Origin of the sequence: Clostridium sp. Marseille-Q2269 (genome assembly GCF_943736985.1) — a bacterium.
GTDB lineage: Bacteria > Bacillota > Clostridia > Clostridiales > Clostridiaceae > Clostridium_F.
Genome location: NZ_CALSFS010000005.1, coordinates 156385 through 176152 on the forward strand (window position 1 = coordinate 156385; position 19768 = coordinate 176152).

Sequence of the window (19768 nt, forward strand, 5' to 3'; positions counted from 1 at the left end):
TATTAGGAGGAGATTTTAAATGAGTTTCGAATTACCAAAATTTACGCCACCAGATTTTACACAAGATTTTCTTGTTAAAGCACCGGATTGTAAAACTGAAGAAGTAGTTATAGAAGGAGTTGCTCCTAGACACTATCATGCATTATCAATATATCCTGAATATTTTAAAATTAAAGGACAATGGGTAATAGCTAATGAAAGTCGTATGGATACCGTTGCAGTTGTTACTCCAGATGACCATATAGATGTTGTAGAATTTAGAAATCTTAAACTTGGAGATAAGGTTGTAGTAGGAAGAACTGAAGATGCTAGCGAAGGAATATACATGTATGCTGGTGGATTTGTAGCTAAAGACGGAAATTCAGATACATTTGCATTTAGAAGTGGTAGATCAAGAGAAACAGCTTTCTCTAAAGATTATGATGATCTATATGAAATAATGAAATATGAAAGAGAACATAATGGAAAAATCGTTTGGGTTTTAGGACCATCAGTTGCATTAGATGATGAATCAAGAGCGGCTTTTGCATCTCTAGTGGAAAACGGATATGTTAATGCTATTTTATCTGGAAATACTCTTGCAACCTATGACTTAGAAAAAGGAATGTACGGAACAGTTTTAGGACAAGAAACTTTTGAAGCTGATAGAAATGCTCATTATAACTACATGGAAGCTATAAATGAAGCTAGAAAAGCTGGTTCCTTAGAAGAACTTATGGCCTCTGGAAAAGTTAAAGATGGTATATTAAAAGCTTGTGTAGAAAAAGATGTCCCTGTAGTACTTGCTGGTACTATAAGAGATAGATTTACTTTACCTAATGTTTACGACAATGTATATGAAGCTCAAGATGCTATGAGAAAACATACAAGAAAAGCTACTATGCTTATATGTTTATCTACAGTACTTCATACTATAGCTTCAGGAAATATGACACCATCTTATACAGTAAAAGACGGTGTTGTTAGACCTGTATATATCTACTCTATAGATATACAAGAATTCTCTGTTAACAAACTATCAGACAGAGGTACTCTAGAAGTTAAAACTCTAGTTACAAATGCTCAAGATTTTATTATAAATGTGGCTAAATCTTTAGTTAAATAAATAGAAAAATGAACACCTATTAATAGGTGTTCATTTTTCTATTTATATACTTTCTAGCTTTACTTTTCTATATACTAATCTAAATACATAATAAATATAAAATTTTAATTATTCAACTTCAATAGCTACTACTGGACAAGAATCTCTAGCTTCTTCGGCTAAATGTATTACCTCTTCTGGAACACTATCTACTATAACATGAGCTTTTCCATCATCTCTCATTTCAAATACATCACCACATATACTAGGACATAATCCACATCCAACACAAGTATCTTTATCTACATAAGCTTTCATAACTATCGTAGTTTAAGCAAAACTACGTTTTCACCTTCCTTTCAAAATTTATATATTTTTAAATTACTTACATTATTTAATATTTAATACTGTCTTATATCTATTCTCTGCAAATGAAAAAATATTATTACTATATATTTGAATACTTAATGGACATTTGTCAATAATTTATAAAGAATTATAAATTAAAGGAGTAAGATTTATGAAAGTAGGAATACCTCGAGGATTACTTTATTGTAAATATAATGTATTTTTCAATAGTTTTTTTAAGGAATTAGGTGCTGAAATTATAACTTCTTCCAACACCAATAAAAATATATTAGATTATGGAGTAAAGCTTTGTGTAGATGAAGCTTGTTTACCCATAAAAAATTTTCATGGACATGTATACTCCATTAAGAATAAGTGCGATATCATGCTGCTTCCTAGAATAATGCAGATAGAAAAGAATAAATATATATGTCCTAAATTTTGTGGATTGCCAGAAATGATTATAAACAATATACCCAATATGCCAAAAACTATTACCTATCCTATTTATTATCATTCAAAATGTAGCCTTAGAAATTGGGCATTAAAAGCTGGACTAAATATAACTAAAAATATTCCTAAAATACTTAGGTCTTATAATATAGCTTTAAAAGCTCAAGAAAATTTTTATACTGGCATAAATAAATTATGTCCAAATTTAAATATAGCATTATTAGGTCATCCATATAATATTTATGATGATTATGTAAATATGAATATAGTAAATATTTTAGAAAAATCAAATATAGGTGTAGTAACTGAAGAGTTAGTAAGTGAATGTGATAAAAATAGATATGTAAATGAATTATTTAAAAAACCTTTTTGGAGTTTTGCTAAAAATTCTTATGGTGCTGCAGCTTATTTAGGTAGTGAACATAAAGTAGACGGAATAATATACATATCCTCATTTGGATGTGGAATAGATTCTATAATAATAGATCTTATAAAAAATAAACTAAAAGATTTTCCTATATTAGTTCTAAAAATAGATGAACAAACAGGTGAGGCAGGATTTCACACCAGAATTGAAGCCTTTACAGATATGCTAGAAAGGAAGTGCATTTAATTTTGAAAGTTACATTCCCGCATCTAGGTAATAGTTGTTATGCAGCTAAAGCAATATTTGATACTTTAGGAATAGAATACATAATACCTAAGGCTAGTAATAAAAAAGCTTTAGAAATAGGTTCTCTTTACTCGCCTGATGAGATATGCCTTCCATTTAAAATAATGATTGGCAATTATATTGAAAGTATAGAGCAAGGTGCTGATACTATAGTAATAGCAGGTAGTTGTGGTCCGTGTAGATTTGGAGAATACTGTGAACTACAAATGAATACATTAAAAAAATTAGGCTATAATTTAGATTTTATAGTTATAGATTCTCCTAAGGACATAGGCAAAGATGAATTCATAAAAAGAATAAATAAAATAGCAGTCCATAGTAATAAAAGTTCTATGAAAAAATTTTCTTCATTAATATATGGTCTGAAAATAATAAACTTAATGGATTCTTTGGATAAAAAGGCAAAAATAAAAGCTGGTTATGAAGTAAATAAAGGACAATCAAAAAAAATTCTTTGGGATTGTAAAAGTGATATTTTAAATTGCAAAACTGCTAAAGAAATGATTTCTCTAGTAAATAATTATCATAAAAAATTGCAAGAAGTACCTATTGATAAATCTAAAACTCCATTAAAAATAGCTATAATAGGAGAGATTTATACTATAATTGAACCTTTTTCAAATCTTTATATTGAAGATAAATTAATGGATTTGGGTGTTTGTACTTCTAAAATTCTATATCCTAGTTGGTGGGTAAAAAATACTGCCCTATCACCTTTTAATCTTAATTGTCTTTCACTGAGAAAAGCTTCTAAAAAATATTTATCATTAGGTATAGGTGGTTATGGAAGAGAATGTATTGGGGAAGCTGTTCTTGCAAAAAAAAATGGATTTCATGGAGCTATTCAAATATTTCCCTTAGGCTGTATGCCAGAAATTGTTTCTAAATCCATACTTCCTACTATATCTAAAAATGAAGATTTTCCTATTATGTCACTTGTAGTAGATGAGATGACAGGAGAAGCTGGCTATTCAACACGTATAGAAGCTTTTATAGATTTATTAGAAAGGAGACAAGATAATGTACTATATGGGCGTTGATATAGGTTCTGTAAGTACAGATATAGTTATTATTGATGATAATAATTCTGTAATTGATGCTTTGTACTTAAGAACTAAAGGAAATCCTATAAAAACTATTCAAGAAGGATTTAAAATATTAAGCAATAAATATGATAATAAACAGATTTATTCAGTAGGTACCACAGGTAGTGGTAGAATTATAGGTTCTTATTTAATAGGAGCTGATGCTGTAAAAAATGAGATAACAGCTCATGCTATAGCAGCTTTAAACTTAGATAAAGATGTTAAAACTATAATAGAAATTGGCGGACAAGATTCTAAGATAATACTTTTAAGAAATGGGATAGTTACGGACTTTGCTATGAATACTGTTTGTGCCGCTGGAACAGGTTCCTTTTTAGATAGGCAAGCAGAAAGATTAGGAATTCCTATAGAAGATTTAGGTGATTATTCTTTGAATGCATCATCTTCTGTAAGAATTGCTGGAAGATGTGCTGTTTTTGCTGAGTCTGATATGATACATAAGCAACAATTAGGTTGCACTCGTGAAAGCATAATAAGAGGACTTTGTGATGCACTAGTTAGAAATTACTTAAATAATGTTGGTAAAGGTAAAGAAATTCTTCCAAAAATATTTTTCCAAGGCGGCGTAGCTGCCAACAAAGGTATTAAAGATTCTTTTGAAAGAGCCCTTGGTCATGAAATTATTATACCTAAGCATCATAAAATAATGGGATCTATAGGAGCTGCTCTAATAGCAAAAAATAAATTAAATAAATCTCACTCTACTACAAATTTTAGAGGATTTGATATATATGATAGCAAGGTTCTCTCCAATACTTTTGAATGTAACGGATGTGCTAATGCATGTGAAATAGTAAAAATATTAGACAAAAATGTTACATTGGGTTGTTTTGGTGATAGATGTGGTAAATGGAGTAATACATTACAATACGAAAAAACATCTTCTTAAAATTTAATAAAAACAACAGAGTTAACGCTATAATTCTCTGTTGTTTTTTTATTATATAATTGTATTTTACATTTTAACTATATTCTTGATTACACATTATATTCTGACTATATATTATATTCTGATATTTTTTTATATAAACTTGCTCTACTTATTCCTAATATCTTAGATGTCTTATTTTTATTCCCTTTATTTTTTTCCAAACAATTACAGATGACTTCTTTTTCTACTTCTGAAATTATGTCCTTTAAATACTTATCTTGATGCATATAATTTTGTGTTATATTTTTTTTAAATAACTCCTTTGGTAAATGTTGTGATTTTATAATACAATCGGAATCTAATAAGTTAGCAGATCTTTCTATCACATTTTCTAATTCTCTAATGTTTCCTGGCCAGCTATAGTTACATAAATACTCTTTAGTTTCATCAGACATTCCTTTTATATATATTCCTAATTTCCTAGATACTTTTTCTATTAAAGAATCTGCTATTAATAAAATATCCTCTTTTATTTCTCTTAGAGGTGGAACATTAATTCTTATAACATTAAGTCTATAATACAAATCCATTCTAAATTTATTTTCTTTAACTAATTGTTCAAGATTTTTATTTGTAGCTGCAATTATTCTAACATCAATTTTATTTAATACATTTCCCCCTACTCTTTCAACTTCTCTTTCTTGAATTACTCTTAAAAGCTTAACCTGCATGCACATTGGCATATCCCCAATTTCATCTAAAAATATAGTTCCCCCATTTGCGAGCTCAAACTTTCCTTTTTTTCCACCCTTTTTAGCTCCTGTAAAAGCTCCATCTTCATATCCAAATAATTCAGATTCTAATAGTTCTGCTGGTATAGCCCCACAATTAATTTTTATAAAAGGTCCTAATTTTCTATTACTAACATTATGAATTGAATTAGCATATAACTCTTTACCTGTTCCACTTTCCCCCACTATTAAAACATTTGAATTTGTATTACCAGATTTCTTAGCTAAAATTTTAACATTCTTGCTGATAGGAGAATTACCCACAATATCTTTGAAAAAATATTTAGCTCCTCTATTTTTTTCTGATTTATTTTCATGATATTTATTAGAATTTTTTATACTATCTAATTTCCTAGCTAAAAAATAAAAATCATTTATATCCTTAAATATTAATTTTCCTATAGCTCCAATGATTTTTCCCTCTTTCTTTATTGGAATTTTTGTGGTTATTACTTCCCTATCATTAATCTTTTGTACTTCTCCAATTTCTGTATTCCCAGTTTTTAAAATCTTATGTAACATTGTACCTTTTATAACATCTGTTATATACTTTCCTTCTGGATTTTTACAATTAACAAAGTTCTTATAACATTCACTCATCATTATAATTCTTCCACTTTCATTGACAACTACTATGCATTCATTTATTGTATAAAGAATCCTATTAACGGCATCTATAATTGATCTGTAATATTTTATATCTCTTTTCATTTCACTATATAAACTATAATCTACAGGTTCTATATATTGTGACTCATCTTTGTTTTCTATTTTAAAACTTTTGTTAATATTAGAATAGTTCTTATCCTTTATTAATATATCTATATGTCTATTATTTTTTTCATCTTTTAGTAAACCTTTACAGCGGAATGCACTGCTTTTATCCTCAATATCAACTACATGTTTGTTAATGTTTTCACTTATGATTTTAAAATCTTCTTCCATAGACATAGAATATACCCCCTAATTAATTGCCTATAAATTCATTATATACCTGAATACAATTTCTGACAAATTTCCATATACGCTAAATATCCACATATTACTAAGTAATACTTTCATAAATCTTTATATTATATGTTTTTTAAATTAATACAACAGAAAAGAATGCAATACACAAATAATATATTGCATTCTTTTCTCATATTATATAAATATGTTTTATATATTAATTTTATAAATAATTAATTATACTTTATTTCATCTGTTTTATCTCATCTATCATGGATGGTAGTATTTTTTTGTAGTCTCCTACTATAGATAAATCCGCCACCTTCATTATTGGAGCTGATTCATCCTTATTTATAGCTACTATATAGTCACTATCTTGCATTCCTGCTAAATGTTGAATAGCGCCTGATATACCACAAGCTATATATAAATTAGGTCTCACAGTTTTACCTGTTTGTCCAACTTGATAAGCTTTATCTATCCAACCACTATCCACAACTGCACGAGAACCTGACACTGCTCCACCAATTAAATCAGCTAATTCTTTTAACTTTTCGAATCCATCTGGACCTCCAAGCCCTCTTCCACCTGATACAAGTATTTTTGCTTCACTTATATCTTCTATTTTTTTAGCCAATTTAATAACTTCTTTGATTTTTACTTTTATGTCTGATTCTTTTAAATCAATATTTATATTTTCAATATTACCTTTTCTACTACTATTTTTTTCTAATTTTTCAAATACACCTGGTCTTACTGTAGACATTTGTGGTCTATTATTCTCACAAACTATTGTGGCCATTAAATTACCACCAAAAGCAGGTCTTGTCATTAAAAGATTTCTTGTAGCTTCATCTATGTCTAGGCCAGTACAATCTGCTGTAAGTCCAGTACTTAATCTAGATGAAATTCTTGGTGCAAGATCTCTTCCTATATAAGTAGCACCAACTAATAATATTTCAGGTTTTATTTCTTGTATTAAATCATGTATAACTTTTGTATATCCATCTGTAGTATAATTTTTTAGCAGTGGATTATTTACATATAATACTTTATCGGCTCCATACTCTATTAACTGTTGTGCTATATCGTCAACATTGTGCCCCAATAAAACAGCTGTTAATTCTACATCTAATTTTTTAGATAAATCTTTACCTTTACCTAATAACTCTAAGGCTACTTTTTGCAATTTTCCATCTCTTTGTTCTGCAAAAACCCATATGCCTTTAAAATCTGATAAATTCATCATATCTCCCCCAACCTAAATATAATGTTTTTCTTTTAATTTTGATACTGCATACTGTGCGGCTTCTTTAAAAGGCTTATTTACTAAAATGCCATCCCTTTTAGTTTCCTTTGTAATAGATTTTTTGACTTTAGTTGGTGAGCCTGATAGGCCTAAAAGTGATTTATCTGCACCTATATCGTCTGCACTCCATATTTTTATTTCTTTGTTGCAGCATTCAAATATTCTAGCCATGTGCATATACCTTGGAGTGTTCAATTCTTTTATAGCAGTTAAAAGTACTGGCATTTTTACAGATAATACTTCATATCCATCTTCCAATGCTTTTCTTACCTCTAATTTTCCATCACATAAGTCTACCTTTTCCACATAAGTAACTTGAGGTATATTCAAATGCTCAGCCATCTCTGGTCCTACTTGAGCTGTATCTCCATCTATAGCTTGCCTTCCTGCGAATATTATATCGTAATCCAATTTTTTAATAGCAGTAGCTAGGGCATATGAAGTTGCTAGTGTATCTGCTCCTGCAAAGGCTCTATCTGATATAAGTATTGCTTCATCCGCCCCCATTGCTAATGCCTCTCTTAACGCATATTGAGCTTGTGGAGGGCCCATACTTATTACAGTAACTTTAGCATTATTATTTTCTTTAAATATTAAAGCTTCTTCTAAGGCATTCTTATCATCTGGATTTATAATAGATGGAACTCCTTCTCTTATTAAAGTTCCTTTTACAGGATCTATTTTAACTTCGTTTGTATCTGGTACTTGCTTTAAGCAAACAACTATATTCATATAAAATTCCCCCTAGTGTAATAAGTTATTAGCTATAACCATTTTTTGAACTTCTGAAGTTCCTTCATATATTTCAGTTATTTTAGCATCTCTTAACATTCTTTCCAATGGATAATCTTTAGTATATCCATACCCACCTAATACTTGAAGTGATTTATTTGTTACATACATAGCTGTTTCTGCTGCATACAGCTTAGCTTCTGCTGCATCCATTGTATAATTTTCTCCTACAGATTTTTTCCATGCAGCTTTATAAACAAGATATTTAGCAGCATCTACTCTTACTTTCATCTCTGCCATATACCATTGTAATCCTTGAAATTTAGTAAGCTTTTTACCAAATTGTGTTCTTTCCTTCATATATTCAATAGCTTCATTTAACGCACCTTCTGCTATTCCTAAAGCTTGGGCTGCTATACCTATTCTTCCTCCATCTAGAGTCTTCATAGCTATTCCAAATCCCTTTCCTTCTTTTCCTAACATATTTTCTTTTGGAACTTTCACATCTTCAAATATAAGTTCAGTAGTTGATGATGCTCTTATTCCCATCTTTTCCTCTGTCTTTCCCACACTAAATCCAGGCATTCCCTTTTCTAGTATGAATGCAGAAATACCTTTAACACCCTTACTTCTATCTGTCATAGCAAATATTACAAATACATCGGCTACTCCACCATTAGTTATAAATATCTTTGATCCATTTAATATATAATGATCTCCATCTAAAACAGCTACACTTTGTTGAGCTGAAGCATCTGTTCCTGCATTAGGTTCTGTTAAACCAAAAGCTCCTATCTTTTTACCACTTAGAAGATCTGGTAAATATTTTTTCTTTTGCTCTTCTGTTCCAAATGTAAATATTGGCCAACAGCATAAAGACACATGTGATGATAAAATAACAGAAGTAGTTCCACAAGCCTTAGCTAATTCCTCTACTGCAATAATATAACTTAAATAATCAGTGTCTGCTCCACCATATTCCTTTGGATATGGCATACCCATAATACCGTATTTACTCATTTTTTCTACTGTTTCCATGGGATATCTTTCGCTTTTATCTATTTCCCCAGCTATTGGTTCTACTTCATTTTTTACGAATTCCTCTAGCATTTGTTTAACATATTTTTGTTCTTGTGATAAACCAAATTCCATATTTAGTCCCCCTATTATTTTCCAAACTTTATTCTAGCTATAAAGTTATTAAATTAAATAAATAATAAAAAGTCAGAATAAATTTGATTGCATCATCAAAATAAAATATATTCTAATAATGCAATATTAATCATATTGTAAGAGTCATTGAGTTAATCTCACTTATAATTAGAAAATCTCAAATCTCTTATTAAAATGCATTAACATCTTTCAATTATGATAGCAGTTCCCATTCCACCACCTATACATAAAGTAGCTAAACCACGTTTTAAATCCCTCTTTTTCATTTCATATAGTAGTGTAGTTAAAATTCTAGCACCTGAGCATCCGATTGGGTGTCCTAAAGCTATAGCTCCACCATTTACATTTACTTTATTCATGTCAAATCCTAAATCTTTAGCTACAGCTAAACTTTGAGCTGCAAAAGCTTCGTTTGCTTCTATTAAATCTATATCTTCTATGTTTAAATTAGCTTTTTCTAATGTCTTTTTAGTTGCATAGAATGGTCCATATCCCATAATCTTTGGATCTACTCCACTAGAGCCATAACCAACTATTTTAGCTAAAGGTTTAATTCCTAATTCATTTGCTTTTTCTTCACTCATAATTACTAAAGCAGCTGCACCATCATTTATTCCTGAAGCATTACCTGCTGTAACAGTTCCATCCTTTTTAAATGCTGGTTTTAATTTAGAAAGGCTCTCTTTGGTAGTTGCAAATCTAGGGAACTCATCAGTATCAAATACTGTTTCACCCTTTTTACTCTTAATAACTACTGGTACTATTTCTTCTTTGAATTTACCTTCTTTTATAGCTTTTTCTGCTTTTTGTTGTGAGTTAGCTGAAAATTCATCTTGCTCTTCTCGTGTTATTCCCCATTGCTCTGCTATATTTTCAGCTGTAATTCCCATGTGGTAGTCATTAAAAGCTTCCCATAGACCATCTTTTATCATCTCATCTACGATTTTTCCATCTCCCATTCTCTGTCCCCATCTTGCTTTTTGTAAAAGATATGGAGCTGTAGACATACTTTCAGTACCACCTGCTACCACTATGTCATTATCACCTAATTTTATTAATTGAGTTGCTAAACTTACTGTTCTAAGACCTGAACCACAAACTTTATTTATTGTAAAGCTTGGTACTTCCACTGGTATACCTGCCATTACAGCGGATTGTCTTGTTGAGTTTTGACCAAGGCCTGCTTGAAGTACATTTCCCATTATTACTTCATCAACGTCTTCTGGTTTTACATTTGCTCTTTTTAAAGCCTCTTTAATAACTATACTTCCTAATTCTATAGCTGAAACATTTTTTAATGTTCCTCCAAATTTTCCTATAGGTGTTCTTACTGCACTAGCTATAACAACATTTCTCATTTTGCATACCTCCAAATTTAATTATTTTGTATAATCATAAAATCCTTTTCCTGTTTTTCTTCCTAATAAATTTCCTCTAACCATTTTTGTTAATAATGGGTTAGGTCTATATTTTAAATCTCCAAATTCAGAATATAATACATTCATTATTGCCAAACATACATCATTACCAATTAAATCTGCCAAAGCTAATGGTCCAATAGGATGATTAGCTCCTAATTTCATAGCTAAATCAATATCTTCAATAGTAGCAATTCCATCTGCATATATACCTATAGCTTCATTAATCATAGGTATAAGCATTCTATTAACAACAAATCCTGGTGCTTCTTCTACTTCTACTGGTTCTTTGCCAAGATCCTTTGCCATGTTAACAACAGCATCTTTAGTTTCTTCTGAAGTTGCTATTCCTTTTATAACCTCCACTAATTTCATTACAGGTACTGGATTAAAGAAATGCATCCCTATTACTTTATCTGGTCTATTTGTACTACTAGCAATTTCTGTTATTGATAGAGAAGATGTATTAGTTGTTAATATAGCTTCTGGTTTACAAATTTTATCTAACTGAGTAAATATATCTTTCTTTATCTTCATATCTTCCAAGGATGCTTCAACTACAAAATCAGCATCCTTAGCTAAATCCATATCTGTAGTAACTGTTATTCTGCTAATAATTTCATCTTTTTCTTCTTCTGATATTTTTCCTTTTTTAACTTGCTTTTCAAAACTCTTTATTATATTGTCCATTCCCTTACCAACAAATCTTTTTAAAATAACTTCGTGTCCAGCTTTAGCAAAAACTTGAACAATACCTGACCCCATTGTTCCTCCACCTAAAATAAATACTCTCATATTTATACCCCCTTAGAATTTAATGATTAAAAATTTAATACTTATTAATAAAGTTTGGTTTTCTTTTTTCTAAAAAAGCTTTCATTCCTTCTTTTTGATCTTCTGTAGCAAAACATAGACCAAATACATCTTTTTCTATTACCATTCCTGTATCAATATTAGTTTCATATCCTACATTTATAGCTGTTTTAGCATATCTTACAGCAGATTGAGGTTTAGAAACTATTTTTTCTGCAAGTTTTACTGACTCTTCTAATAAGCTTTCTGGTGGTACCATTTTGTTAATAATCCCTATATTTAAGGCATCTTGTGCTTTTACTATATCTGTAGTAAGTATCAATTCTTTTGCCTTACTTAAACCTACTAATCGTGAAAGCCTTTGAGTTCCCCCAAATCCTGGAGTTATTCCTAATCCTACCTCTGGTTGCCCAAATTTAGCCTTTTCTGAAGCTATTCTTATATCACAACTCATTGCTAGTTCACATCCGCCCCCTAAAGCATATCCATTTATAGCTGCTATAGTTGGCTTTTCCATTGTTTCTATTTTTCTACATATGCTTTGTCCTAACTCTCCAAATATTCTTGCTTCCATAGGAGTTTTATCTTTCATCTCTGAAATATCTGCTCCTGCTATAAAAGCTTTACCTTTTCCAGTTATTATAAGTACATATGTTTCTTCATCATTTTTTATATCATCTAAAATCATATTAATTTCTTTTAATACTTCAGTATTTAAGGCATTAAGTACTGATTCTCTGTTTAAAGTTAAAATAGCAATATGATTTTTTTTATCTAATAGAATATTCTGACTTTCCACTTAACCACCCCCTTAACTTTATATTAAGCAAAGCTCATGCCAGTGATAAAAAAATATTGTAATGAAAAAAATTAAAGCTATTATTTTACAATAATAGCTTAGTTTTTCTATAAATCTATGACAAAAATTTATCTATCAAATTTTTATTTTATATATTTAAAATTGTATTTATTATATACATTTATTTATTAACATGAATAATTATGTATATGTATAAGTTTAAAATAGCTGTCAAATTAAGTTCTGTATATTTTTAATACATGTTTACTTTTTTATAAATACTGATTTATACAATAACAAAAAAATAACTAAGTAACTGTTTAAAGCCTAATAATGTAATTATATTATTAGATAATTATCTCCATATAAAAAACACTTTAGAATAATGTATTATTCTAAAGTGCTTTAAATTTTTATATTAAAGATGCATCCAACATCACTTCTTCGTCATAAAAAGTTAAAACTATCTTATCAATTGTTTCCCTATTATTAGGAATACTCCAATGCTTTTTTATAGCATTCCATTTGTGACCATCTATTTTTTTTATTCTCTCTACTCTATCATGGGTATAATTAAAACTTACATAGAGCCTATCATCATCATCTTTTTCTTTACTTATAATTATTGGCATTTTGTTCTCCCCTAATCTTATTTTATTATTTTATTAATAATATTTTATATAAATTTATGTAATTTATCAATCATGTAATTAGACCATTTTAATGATTTTTCTACTAAATCACAAGCACTATCACCCTGTTCTATATTGCTATATATTATATCTTCCTTTTTCATGTTTATATATGAAAAAATTATGTGTCCATAATCTATAAATTCTTTACTTACTATACTTTTGGAGTCTTTATAATTATTCGTCAAATATGCACTTAAATATAAATCTTTAAAATATTCTTTTATATAGTGTTCAGACATATTGTCTATATTTATAGTGTTTATATACTCTATACTATGATTATTTATAAAAATAACCTTAAGTACACTCTTTTTACTTACATCAACCACAATAAGTTTATTATAGTTATTTAATTTAACAATATGTTTATGTTCTTCATATACGCCCATAAATGTATCTATATATCCTTTAAATATTTGAGCTTTTTCAAAATCAAGATTTTCAGAATACTCTCTCATAGATTTTTCTAATAAAATAATTAAATCTTTTTTTCCATGAAAAAAATTTATAATTTTATCTATATATTTTTTATAGTGACTAGAAGTTATTTCTCCAATACAAGGTCCACTACATTTTCCTATAGCATAATTTATACATGCTGATTTATTCTTTTCATAATTTTCACACTTTATTATAGGTAAAATTTCATTTACCCCATTTACCAATTTTAGAGTTCTATTATAACTTATAAAAGGGCCATAATATAGTACATTTTCATCTATCATTTCTGAAACTACTTTAATTATAGGATACTTATCTTTATTATTTATTTGTATATAAACATATTTTTCGTGATTTTTCATAAGTCTATTGTATTGTGGTTTTATATTCTTTATAAATGTACACTCCAATAATAGAGCTTCTAGTTCTGTATCAGTACATATATATTGAAAATCTTTAATATTCTTCACTAGTTTTTCAACCTTAGAACTAGCATTATTTAATTTTATAAAATAACTATATACTCTTTTTCTTAAATTTTTAGATTTTCCTACATATATTATATTCTCTAAGGAATCTTTCATAATATATATTCCTGGTGACTGTGGCAATAATTTTGATTTATCTTTTAAATTCAATATACCAACTCCAAGTTTTAATTAATTAATATTATAATATATAACCACAAATAAATACAATTTTTTTAGTTACAATCTCTACCCGTAAACATACAAAATTTATATACAAGTTAAACTTTATTTTTTTATAATTAAAAACAACAACTAAAAATATTATAAAGCCCTATGCATATGGCATAGGGCTTTACAAAAATTTATATAAAGAATTTAAGCACAAATAATATTCCTATTATAAATGTAGTTAAACTTATATCTTTAACTTTTCCAGTTAAAGCTTTTATTACTATATAAGAAACTACTCCAAAAACTATACCATCTGATATACTATAAGATAATGGCATCATTATTATAGTTAGAAAAGCTGGAATAGCTTCTGTAAAATCTTCTAGATCTATTTCTTTTATAGGTGACATCATAAATAATCCCACTAATATCAATGATGGCGCTGTAGCTGGTGATGGTATCATTATAAATAATGGTGATATGAATAATGCTATCAAGAACATAACTGCTGTGGATACTGCTGTTAATCCTGTTCTCCCACCTTCTGCTACTCCAGAGGCACTCTCTACGAAAGTACTAACAGTACTTGTTCCTAAGCAAGCCCCTAAAGTAGTCCCTATGGCATCACAAAATAAAGCTTGTTTAACTCTTGGTACATTCCCATCCTTATCTAACATTTTAGCTTTGGTGGCTACCCCTACTAATGTTCCTACTGTATCAAACATATCCATAAATAATAGTGTAAACAAAGCAATAAACATATTAGGCGTAAATATATTATGCCATTCAAACTTTAAAAATATTGGACTTAGACTTGGTGGAACACTGAAAAAGCTAGTAGGAACTTTAGTTATCCCCATAGGTATACCAATTAACGTAGTAATAATTATACCTATCAATAAAGCTCCTCTTATATTTTTAGCTAACAAAATTCCTGTTATTAATATACCTATAATAGCTAATAGTGCCTCTCCGCTAGTTATGTTTCCTAAAGCTACTATAGTTCCTCCATCTTTGGGATGAATTATTACATGAGCGTTATCTAATCCTATAAAGGCTATTAATAATCCTATCCCTACAGATATAGATTTTTTTATATTGTTTGGTATTGAATTTACTATAGCTTCACGAACATTAAAAGCAGTTAATAGTATAAATATTATTCCTTCTAAAAATACTGCTGTTAACGCAAATTCCCAAGAATATCCCATTTGCTTAACTATAGTAAAAGCAAAAAATGCATTTAAGCCCATCCCTGGTGCTTGAGCAAAAGGCAATTTTGCATATAGGCCTGTCAACATTGTAGCCATAGCTGCTGATAAAGCAGTAGCTGTAAATACTGCTCCAAAATCCATGCCTGCTTGGGACAATATACCTGGATTTACCACTAAAATATAAGCCATAGTCATAAAGGTAGTTAGTCCTGCTAATATTTCAGTCTTAGGAGTTGTCCCATTTTCTTTTAATTTAAAATAGTTTTCCATATAGTTCACCTTCTATTTTTCTTCTTTTTTTGACACTAATAAATAGTATCAAATACTAGTTTTAAAGTCAATAAAAAGTACGAACATTAATATGCTTTTAATAGTTATTATTTTGATATATTATATTGACTATTCTTAATACAATATGTCAAAACATTAAAAAAGGTTGTTGACAAAACATGTTTATCAACAACCTAAAGGCAATGTATAATTTCTTTTATTCTATTTATCTTTTTTATTCTTTCCTAATTTTTTAGATTCATTAGAAACACCTAATTCATTTGAAGTTTCTATTTTCATTTTGGCTAACTCTTTTTTAGTTTTTTGCCCTACTTTTTTATTATTTTTACTGTTCTTATTATTTTTATGTGCCATATTATTTACCTCCAGTATATTTAAGAATTATCATAGGTTTTTACTAGTCGTTTTATAATATATTAATACAAGTATTATATGTATTTTTTCTTATTTTTATTTGAAAAACATAAGATTTTTAATTTTGTAATTTTTAATTTTGTATTTTATTATTTTTTAATATTATATTTTTCTTATAAAATTTAATTATGAATATTTATTATTATTGTATCATTTAATATAATATATATTATAAAAGGAGTTATTTATATGGATGATCTAGATTGCATAAGTCCTGAGCAATTATCTATTCTTGCTAATTTAATAGCTTTGGAATTATCTAAAGGAAGAAGTATCAATGAATTAAGTGTACTTGGAAATCTTCTTACCGCAGTCGGAGCTATTATATTAACTATTGAAGCCCAAAAGGAAAATCTGGAAAGTAAATTTACATAATCTAACAAATAAAAATATATAACAAAAGAGCCTACAAAATAAATATAGGCTCTTCTTTAAATATAATTTGAAAAGTTATCATAGATTATATATTCTATAAATGTAAAAATACCTTTGAAATTATAATAAAGTTTATCTTATTTAGTATAGTTAAAAATAATAATTTTCACTATCTTGCTGATTTTTTTATTATATTATATATAAAAAACAAAGACAAAAATATGCCTGATATACTTACCAGCTGTGCTACCCTAATAGGTCCTAAATATAAACTATCTGTTCTTAGACCTTCTATAAACAATCTTCCCAAAGAGTATAATCCTACGTAAGACATAAATACTAAACCCTTCTTTTCTGTTTTTTTCAAAATATAAATTAAAAAAATACATATTATAAAATTCCAGATTGATTCATACAAAAATGTAGGATGATAATATGCTCCCTGAATAAACATTCCTTTTTGTATAAGCTGTGGAAATTTGCTTATAAATTCTTTTGTTACTGGGCCTCCATGTGCTTCTGAATTAAAAAAATTTCCCCATCTTCCAATTGCTTGACCTAATATTATAGACGGAGCAGCTACATCTAGATATTTGAAAAAACTTTCTTTTTTATGTTTTATGTATATGTAAACTGTTAAAACACCAAAAATAATTCCACCATGAATAGCCAATCCACCTTGTCTTATGTTAAATATATTAATTAGATTATCTTTATAATCTTCAAATTCAAAAATAACATAATATAATCTAGCTCCTATAATAGCTGATGGAAATGCTACTAAAAATATATTTATTAATTCATCATAACTAGCTTTTCTTATTTTGCAAGTATATATAGCTAATAATAGTCCTAGAGCCACTCCTATAGATATTATTACACCATACCATCTAATTTGTAAGTTTCCTATATGAAATGCTATTGGATTCATGTGTATCACCTTCATTCTATATATTTTATCTTAATATTACTCTTATTATTTACAATCTTTCTATATTCCACTGTGTAAAAAATTGTTTTATACTTCATAAAGTTAATTTTATACACTAATTAAATTTATAATTATTATACTATTGAAACATTACTATTACTTTAATAAGTCATTATAGAAATTTAAAGAATGCTTATTATTTTGAACTATAATAATTATTTAATATGGTAATTATACTATAAATACTATGTAAATAAAAATTTTAATAACAAAATTTAATAAATATTAATTTTAATTATAAAATTAATATTTATTAAACTCTAACCTTATTATCCTTTTTCATATTTTTTATATAATATCTGTAAAAATTACTTATTGTAAAAGCAAATTTTAGTTTCTATTTTATCTTTCTTTAAAGTTAAAACTACATATGAAAACCATCTTTCTCTTATTTTTTTGCTTGGTGATCCTGGATTTATAATAAGAGTTTTATTTTTAGTTTTTATAATAGGTTGATGGCTATGTCCGAACAATATAATATCTACATTATCATCCTTAAAAATATTATAAACTCTTTCCAATGTATTTTTTTCCGTTCCATGTCCATGAAACAATCCTATTTTATATCCATTTAAAGTAACTATTTCTTTTTCTTTCAGTTCCTTTCTTAACATACTACCATCATTATTTCCCCAAACTCCTATTATTTTTTTATTTTTTCTTATTTTCGCTAAAACTTTTGGAGAAGTAAAATCTCCTAAATGAATTATTAAATCCACATCTTTAAAGCATTTGTCCATAAGTTTTTCTATTTTATTAGTATGCTTACTCATATGGGTATCTGATATAACACCAATTTTGATAATATCACCTTCCTACTGTCCTTTACCACAATGATTACAAAAATCAGAATACAAGTAAATCTCCTTACCACAATGCTTGCACAATTTTTTATCACTATATTTTAATTTTTTTTCTTCCATGTTTTTCACTTCTTTTTTTAATTTTTCTATAGATTTGCAATATTTTTTATGGTCTTCCTCTACAATCTTGCCTTTATTATAACTTTTATATACTTTTCTACCTATTTTTCTATAATAATAATCTATTTCTTCTTGTAAAGATTTTATTTTAAATGCTACTTTTGAGGCTTCATAAATATTTTCTGATTTCTCTTTTAAATTATATCCTTCTTTTTGGATATTATCTTTTATCTTTGAAAATTTATTTTTGAAACTCATTGTATACCCCCTTTGTAATTATATAATATGAGTTATCACGCCTTAATGTACAAATAATTAATCATATAAATAATATTAATCATATAATATATTGATAATATTATTGAACTATAAGAAAGAGAGGTAGTAATGAGAATTTTTCCTTTAAATATAGCTCATCGGGGTGCCAGTTCTTTAGCTCCAGAAAATACTTTAGAAAGTTTTAAAAAAGCTATACAATTAAAATGTGATGGCATAGAATTAGATGTTCATATGACAAAAGATAATGAATTAATAGTTATACATGATGAATTTTTAAATAGAACTACAAATGGTACTGGTTCAGTGAAAAATTTAACCCTTAATGAAATAAAAGAACTAGATGCAGGAACTCATTTTAGCAATAAATTTAAAGGTTCTAAAATTCCTACTCTTAAGGAAGTTTTAGATTTAATAGCTCCTTATAATCTTTTATTAGACTTAGAAATTAAGCAATGGGAACCTGAAATAGAAAAAAATGTGATAAATATGATCCAAAGTTATAATTATGAGAAAAAAACTATAATAACATCTTTTAATCCCACATGTATTTTAAAATGTAAACAAATATCGAAAGATGTTAAAACCGGCCTTCTAGCTTTTTTCTTACAAAATGATCCTTTAGAACTGAAAAAAAGTTTAGAAATAGATTATTTATGCTTGGATCTTAATTATGTTAAACTATTTTCTCAAAAAGATATTGACACTTTAAAAAAGAATGATTTGAAAATATTAACTTTCACAGTGGATAAAAAGCAAGATATGTTATACATGATTAAACATAAAGTTGATGGAATTATAACTAATAAACCACAACTATTAAATTTATTGAAATATAATCCTTTCAATTTCATGAGATTTAAATAAATGTAAAATAAAAAAAGTTACTAATTTAATAGTAACTTTTTTTAATATTCTATTTAAAATATCTGTTTAATAATCCTCTAAATGCTGAACCATGTCTAGCTTCATCTTTACACTACAAT

General features: G+C 27.7%; 21 protein-coding genes and 1 pseudogene. 6 read left to right on the forward strand and 16 right to left on the reverse strand.

Annotation, left to right across the window (positions count from 1 at the left end; genetic code table 11):
* Positions 1-19: 19 nt before the first annotated feature.
* On the forward strand, positions 20-1105 hold the full coding sequence (locus tag NGI68_RS08265) for a putative NPN-dependent ornithine cyclodeaminase (protein WP_251860314.1): 1086 nt from the start codon (positions 20-22) through the stop codon (positions 1103-1105).
* A 108-nt stretch (positions 1106-1213) separates the two neighbouring features.
* Here the strand turns inward: NGI68_RS08265 and NGI68_RS08270 are convergent, their stop codons facing one another.
* The gene (locus tag NGI68_RS08270; protein WP_251861001.1) at positions 1214-1402 is read right to left on the reverse strand and encodes a ferredoxin; all 189 of its coding nucleotides are present in this window, start codon (positions 1400-1402) and stop codon (positions 1214-1216) included.
* Between the two features lie 202 nt (positions 1403-1604).
* On the opposite strand from NGI68_RS08270, the gene NGI68_RS08275 reads away from it, so the two are divergent.
* The 3 genes from NGI68_RS08275 to NGI68_RS08285 are packed head-to-tail and all read left to right on the forward strand — an operon-like array spanning position 1605 to position 4553.
* Entirely contained in the window at positions 1605-2498 is an 894-nt protein-coding gene (locus NGI68_RS08275; RefSeq protein WP_251861002.1) for an acyl-CoA dehydratase activase-related protein, read from the forward strand.
* 2 nt (positions 2499-2500) lie between these two features.
* A complete protein-coding gene (locus NGI68_RS08280) occupies positions 2501-3598 on the forward strand; it encodes a 2-hydroxyglutaryl-CoA dehydratase (protein WP_251861003.1) in 1098 nt (365 codons plus the stop codon).
* Positions 3579-4553: an acyl-CoA dehydratase activase gene (locus NGI68_RS08285; RefSeq protein WP_251861004.1), complete on the forward strand. Its 975-nt coding sequence runs from the start codon at positions 3579-3581 to the stop codon at positions 4551-4553. Before NGI68_RS08280 ends, NGI68_RS08285 begins: the two co-directional genes overlap by 20 nt.
* Before the next feature lie 107 nt (positions 4554-4660).
* Here the strand turns inward: NGI68_RS08285 and NGI68_RS08290 are convergent, their stop codons facing one another.
* From NGI68_RS08290 to NGI68_RS08340, 11 genes are all read right to left on the reverse strand, one after another.
* Complete coding sequence (locus NGI68_RS08290; protein ID WP_251861005.1) at positions 4661-6277, reverse strand: sigma-54 interaction domain-containing protein; 1617 nt, start codon at positions 6275-6277, stop codon at positions 4661-4663.
* Between the two features lie 244 nt (positions 6278-6521).
* A complete protein-coding gene (locus NGI68_RS08295; protein ID WP_251861006.1) occupies positions 6522-7523 on the reverse strand; it encodes an electron transfer flavoprotein subunit alpha/FixB family protein in 1002 nt (333 codons plus the stop codon).
* A 15-nt stretch (positions 7524-7538) separates the two neighbouring features.
* Positions 7539-8318: an electron transfer flavoprotein subunit beta/FixA family protein gene (locus NGI68_RS08300; protein ID WP_251861007.1), complete on the reverse strand. Its 780-nt coding sequence runs from the start codon at positions 8316-8318 to the stop codon at positions 7539-7541.
* Between the two features lie 12 nt (positions 8319-8330).
* The gene (locus NGI68_RS08305) at positions 8331-9470 is read right to left on the reverse strand and encodes an acyl-CoA dehydrogenase (RefSeq protein ID WP_251861008.1); all 1140 of its coding nucleotides are present in this window, start codon (positions 9468-9470) and stop codon (positions 8331-8333) included.
* Positions 9471-9670: 200 nt separating this feature from the next.
* Positions 9671-10849: an acetyl-CoA C-acetyltransferase gene (locus tag NGI68_RS08310; protein WP_251861009.1), complete on the reverse strand. Its 1179-nt coding sequence runs from the start codon at positions 10847-10849 to the stop codon at positions 9671-9673.
* A gap of 21 nt (positions 10850-10870) precedes the next feature.
* The gene (locus NGI68_RS08315; protein ID WP_251861010.1) at positions 10871-11704 is read right to left on the reverse strand and encodes a 3-hydroxybutyryl-CoA dehydrogenase; all 834 of its coding nucleotides are present in this window, start codon (positions 11702-11704) and stop codon (positions 10871-10873) included.
* Between the two features lie 34 nt (positions 11705-11738).
* Positions 11739-12521 carry a short-chain-enoyl-CoA hydratase gene (locus NGI68_RS08320; protein WP_251861011.1) on the reverse strand — a complete coding sequence of 261 codons (783 nt, stop codon included), beginning with the start codon at positions 12519-12521 and terminating at the stop codon, positions 11739-11741.
* A 413-nt stretch (positions 12522-12934) separates the two neighbouring features.
* Positions 12935-13153 carry a hypothetical protein gene (locus NGI68_RS08325; RefSeq protein ID WP_251861012.1) on the reverse strand — a complete coding sequence of 73 codons (219 nt, stop codon included), beginning with the start codon at positions 13151-13153 and terminating at the stop codon, positions 12935-12937.
* Between the two features lie 44 nt (positions 13154-13197).
* Complete coding sequence (locus NGI68_RS08330) at positions 13198-14295, reverse strand: GIY-YIG nuclease family protein (protein ID WP_251861013.1); 1098 nt, start codon at positions 14293-14295, stop codon at positions 13198-13200.
* Positions 14296-14489: 194 nt separating this feature from the next.
* Positions 14490-15782: an NCS2 family permease gene (locus tag NGI68_RS08335; RefSeq protein WP_251861014.1), complete on the reverse strand. Its 1293-nt coding sequence runs from the start codon at positions 15780-15782 to the stop codon at positions 14490-14492.
* Between the two features lie 222 nt (positions 15783-16004).
* Complete coding sequence (locus tag NGI68_RS08340; RefSeq protein WP_078025114.1) at positions 16005-16157, reverse strand: small, acid-soluble spore protein, alpha/beta type; 153 nt, start codon at positions 16155-16157, stop codon at positions 16005-16007.
* 249 nt (positions 16158-16406) lie between these two features.
* On the opposite strand from NGI68_RS08340, the gene NGI68_RS08345 reads away from it, so the two are divergent.
* Entirely contained in the window at positions 16407-16592 is a 186-nt protein-coding gene (locus tag NGI68_RS08345) for a hypothetical protein (RefSeq protein WP_251861015.1), read from the forward strand.
* 169 nt (positions 16593-16761) lie between these two features.
* Here NGI68_RS08345 and lgt read toward each other — a convergent pair whose 3' ends face one another.
* The 3 genes from lgt to NGI68_RS08360 all read right to left on the reverse strand — a co-directional run bounded on the left by lgt (position 16762) and on the right by NGI68_RS08360 (position 18764).
* On the reverse strand, positions 16762-17523 hold the full coding sequence (lgt, locus tag NGI68_RS08350; protein WP_251861016.1) for a prolipoprotein diacylglyceryl transferase: 762 nt from the start codon (positions 17521-17523) through the stop codon (positions 16762-16764).
* A gap of 368 nt (positions 17524-17891) precedes the next feature.
* Positions 17892-18380, reverse strand: coding sequence for a metallophosphoesterase (locus NGI68_RS08355; RefSeq protein ID WP_502799377.1), 489 nt, complete (start codon positions 18378-18380; stop codon positions 17892-17894).
* An 18-nt stretch (positions 18381-18398) separates the two neighbouring features.
* Positions 18399-18764 (reverse strand): hypothetical protein, encoded by a 366-nt coding sequence (locus tag NGI68_RS08360; protein ID WP_251861018.1) that lies wholly within the window; start codon positions 18762-18764, stop codon positions 18399-18401.
* Positions 18765-18893: 129 nt separating this feature from the next.
* On the opposite strand from NGI68_RS08360, the gene NGI68_RS08365 reads away from it, so the two are divergent.
* Positions 18894-19649 carry a glycerophosphodiester phosphodiesterase gene (locus NGI68_RS08365; protein WP_251861019.1) on the forward strand — a complete coding sequence of 252 codons (756 nt, stop codon included), beginning with the start codon at positions 18894-18896 and terminating at the stop codon, positions 19647-19649.
* Positions 19650-19698: 49 nt separating this feature from the next.
* On the opposite strand, the pseudogene NGI68_RS08370 reads toward NGI68_RS08365, so the two are convergent.
* A pseudogene (locus tag NGI68_RS08370) lies at positions 19699-19761 on the reverse strand (NADH peroxidase); the annotation flags it as partial.
* Positions 19762-19768 lie beyond the last annotated feature (7 nt).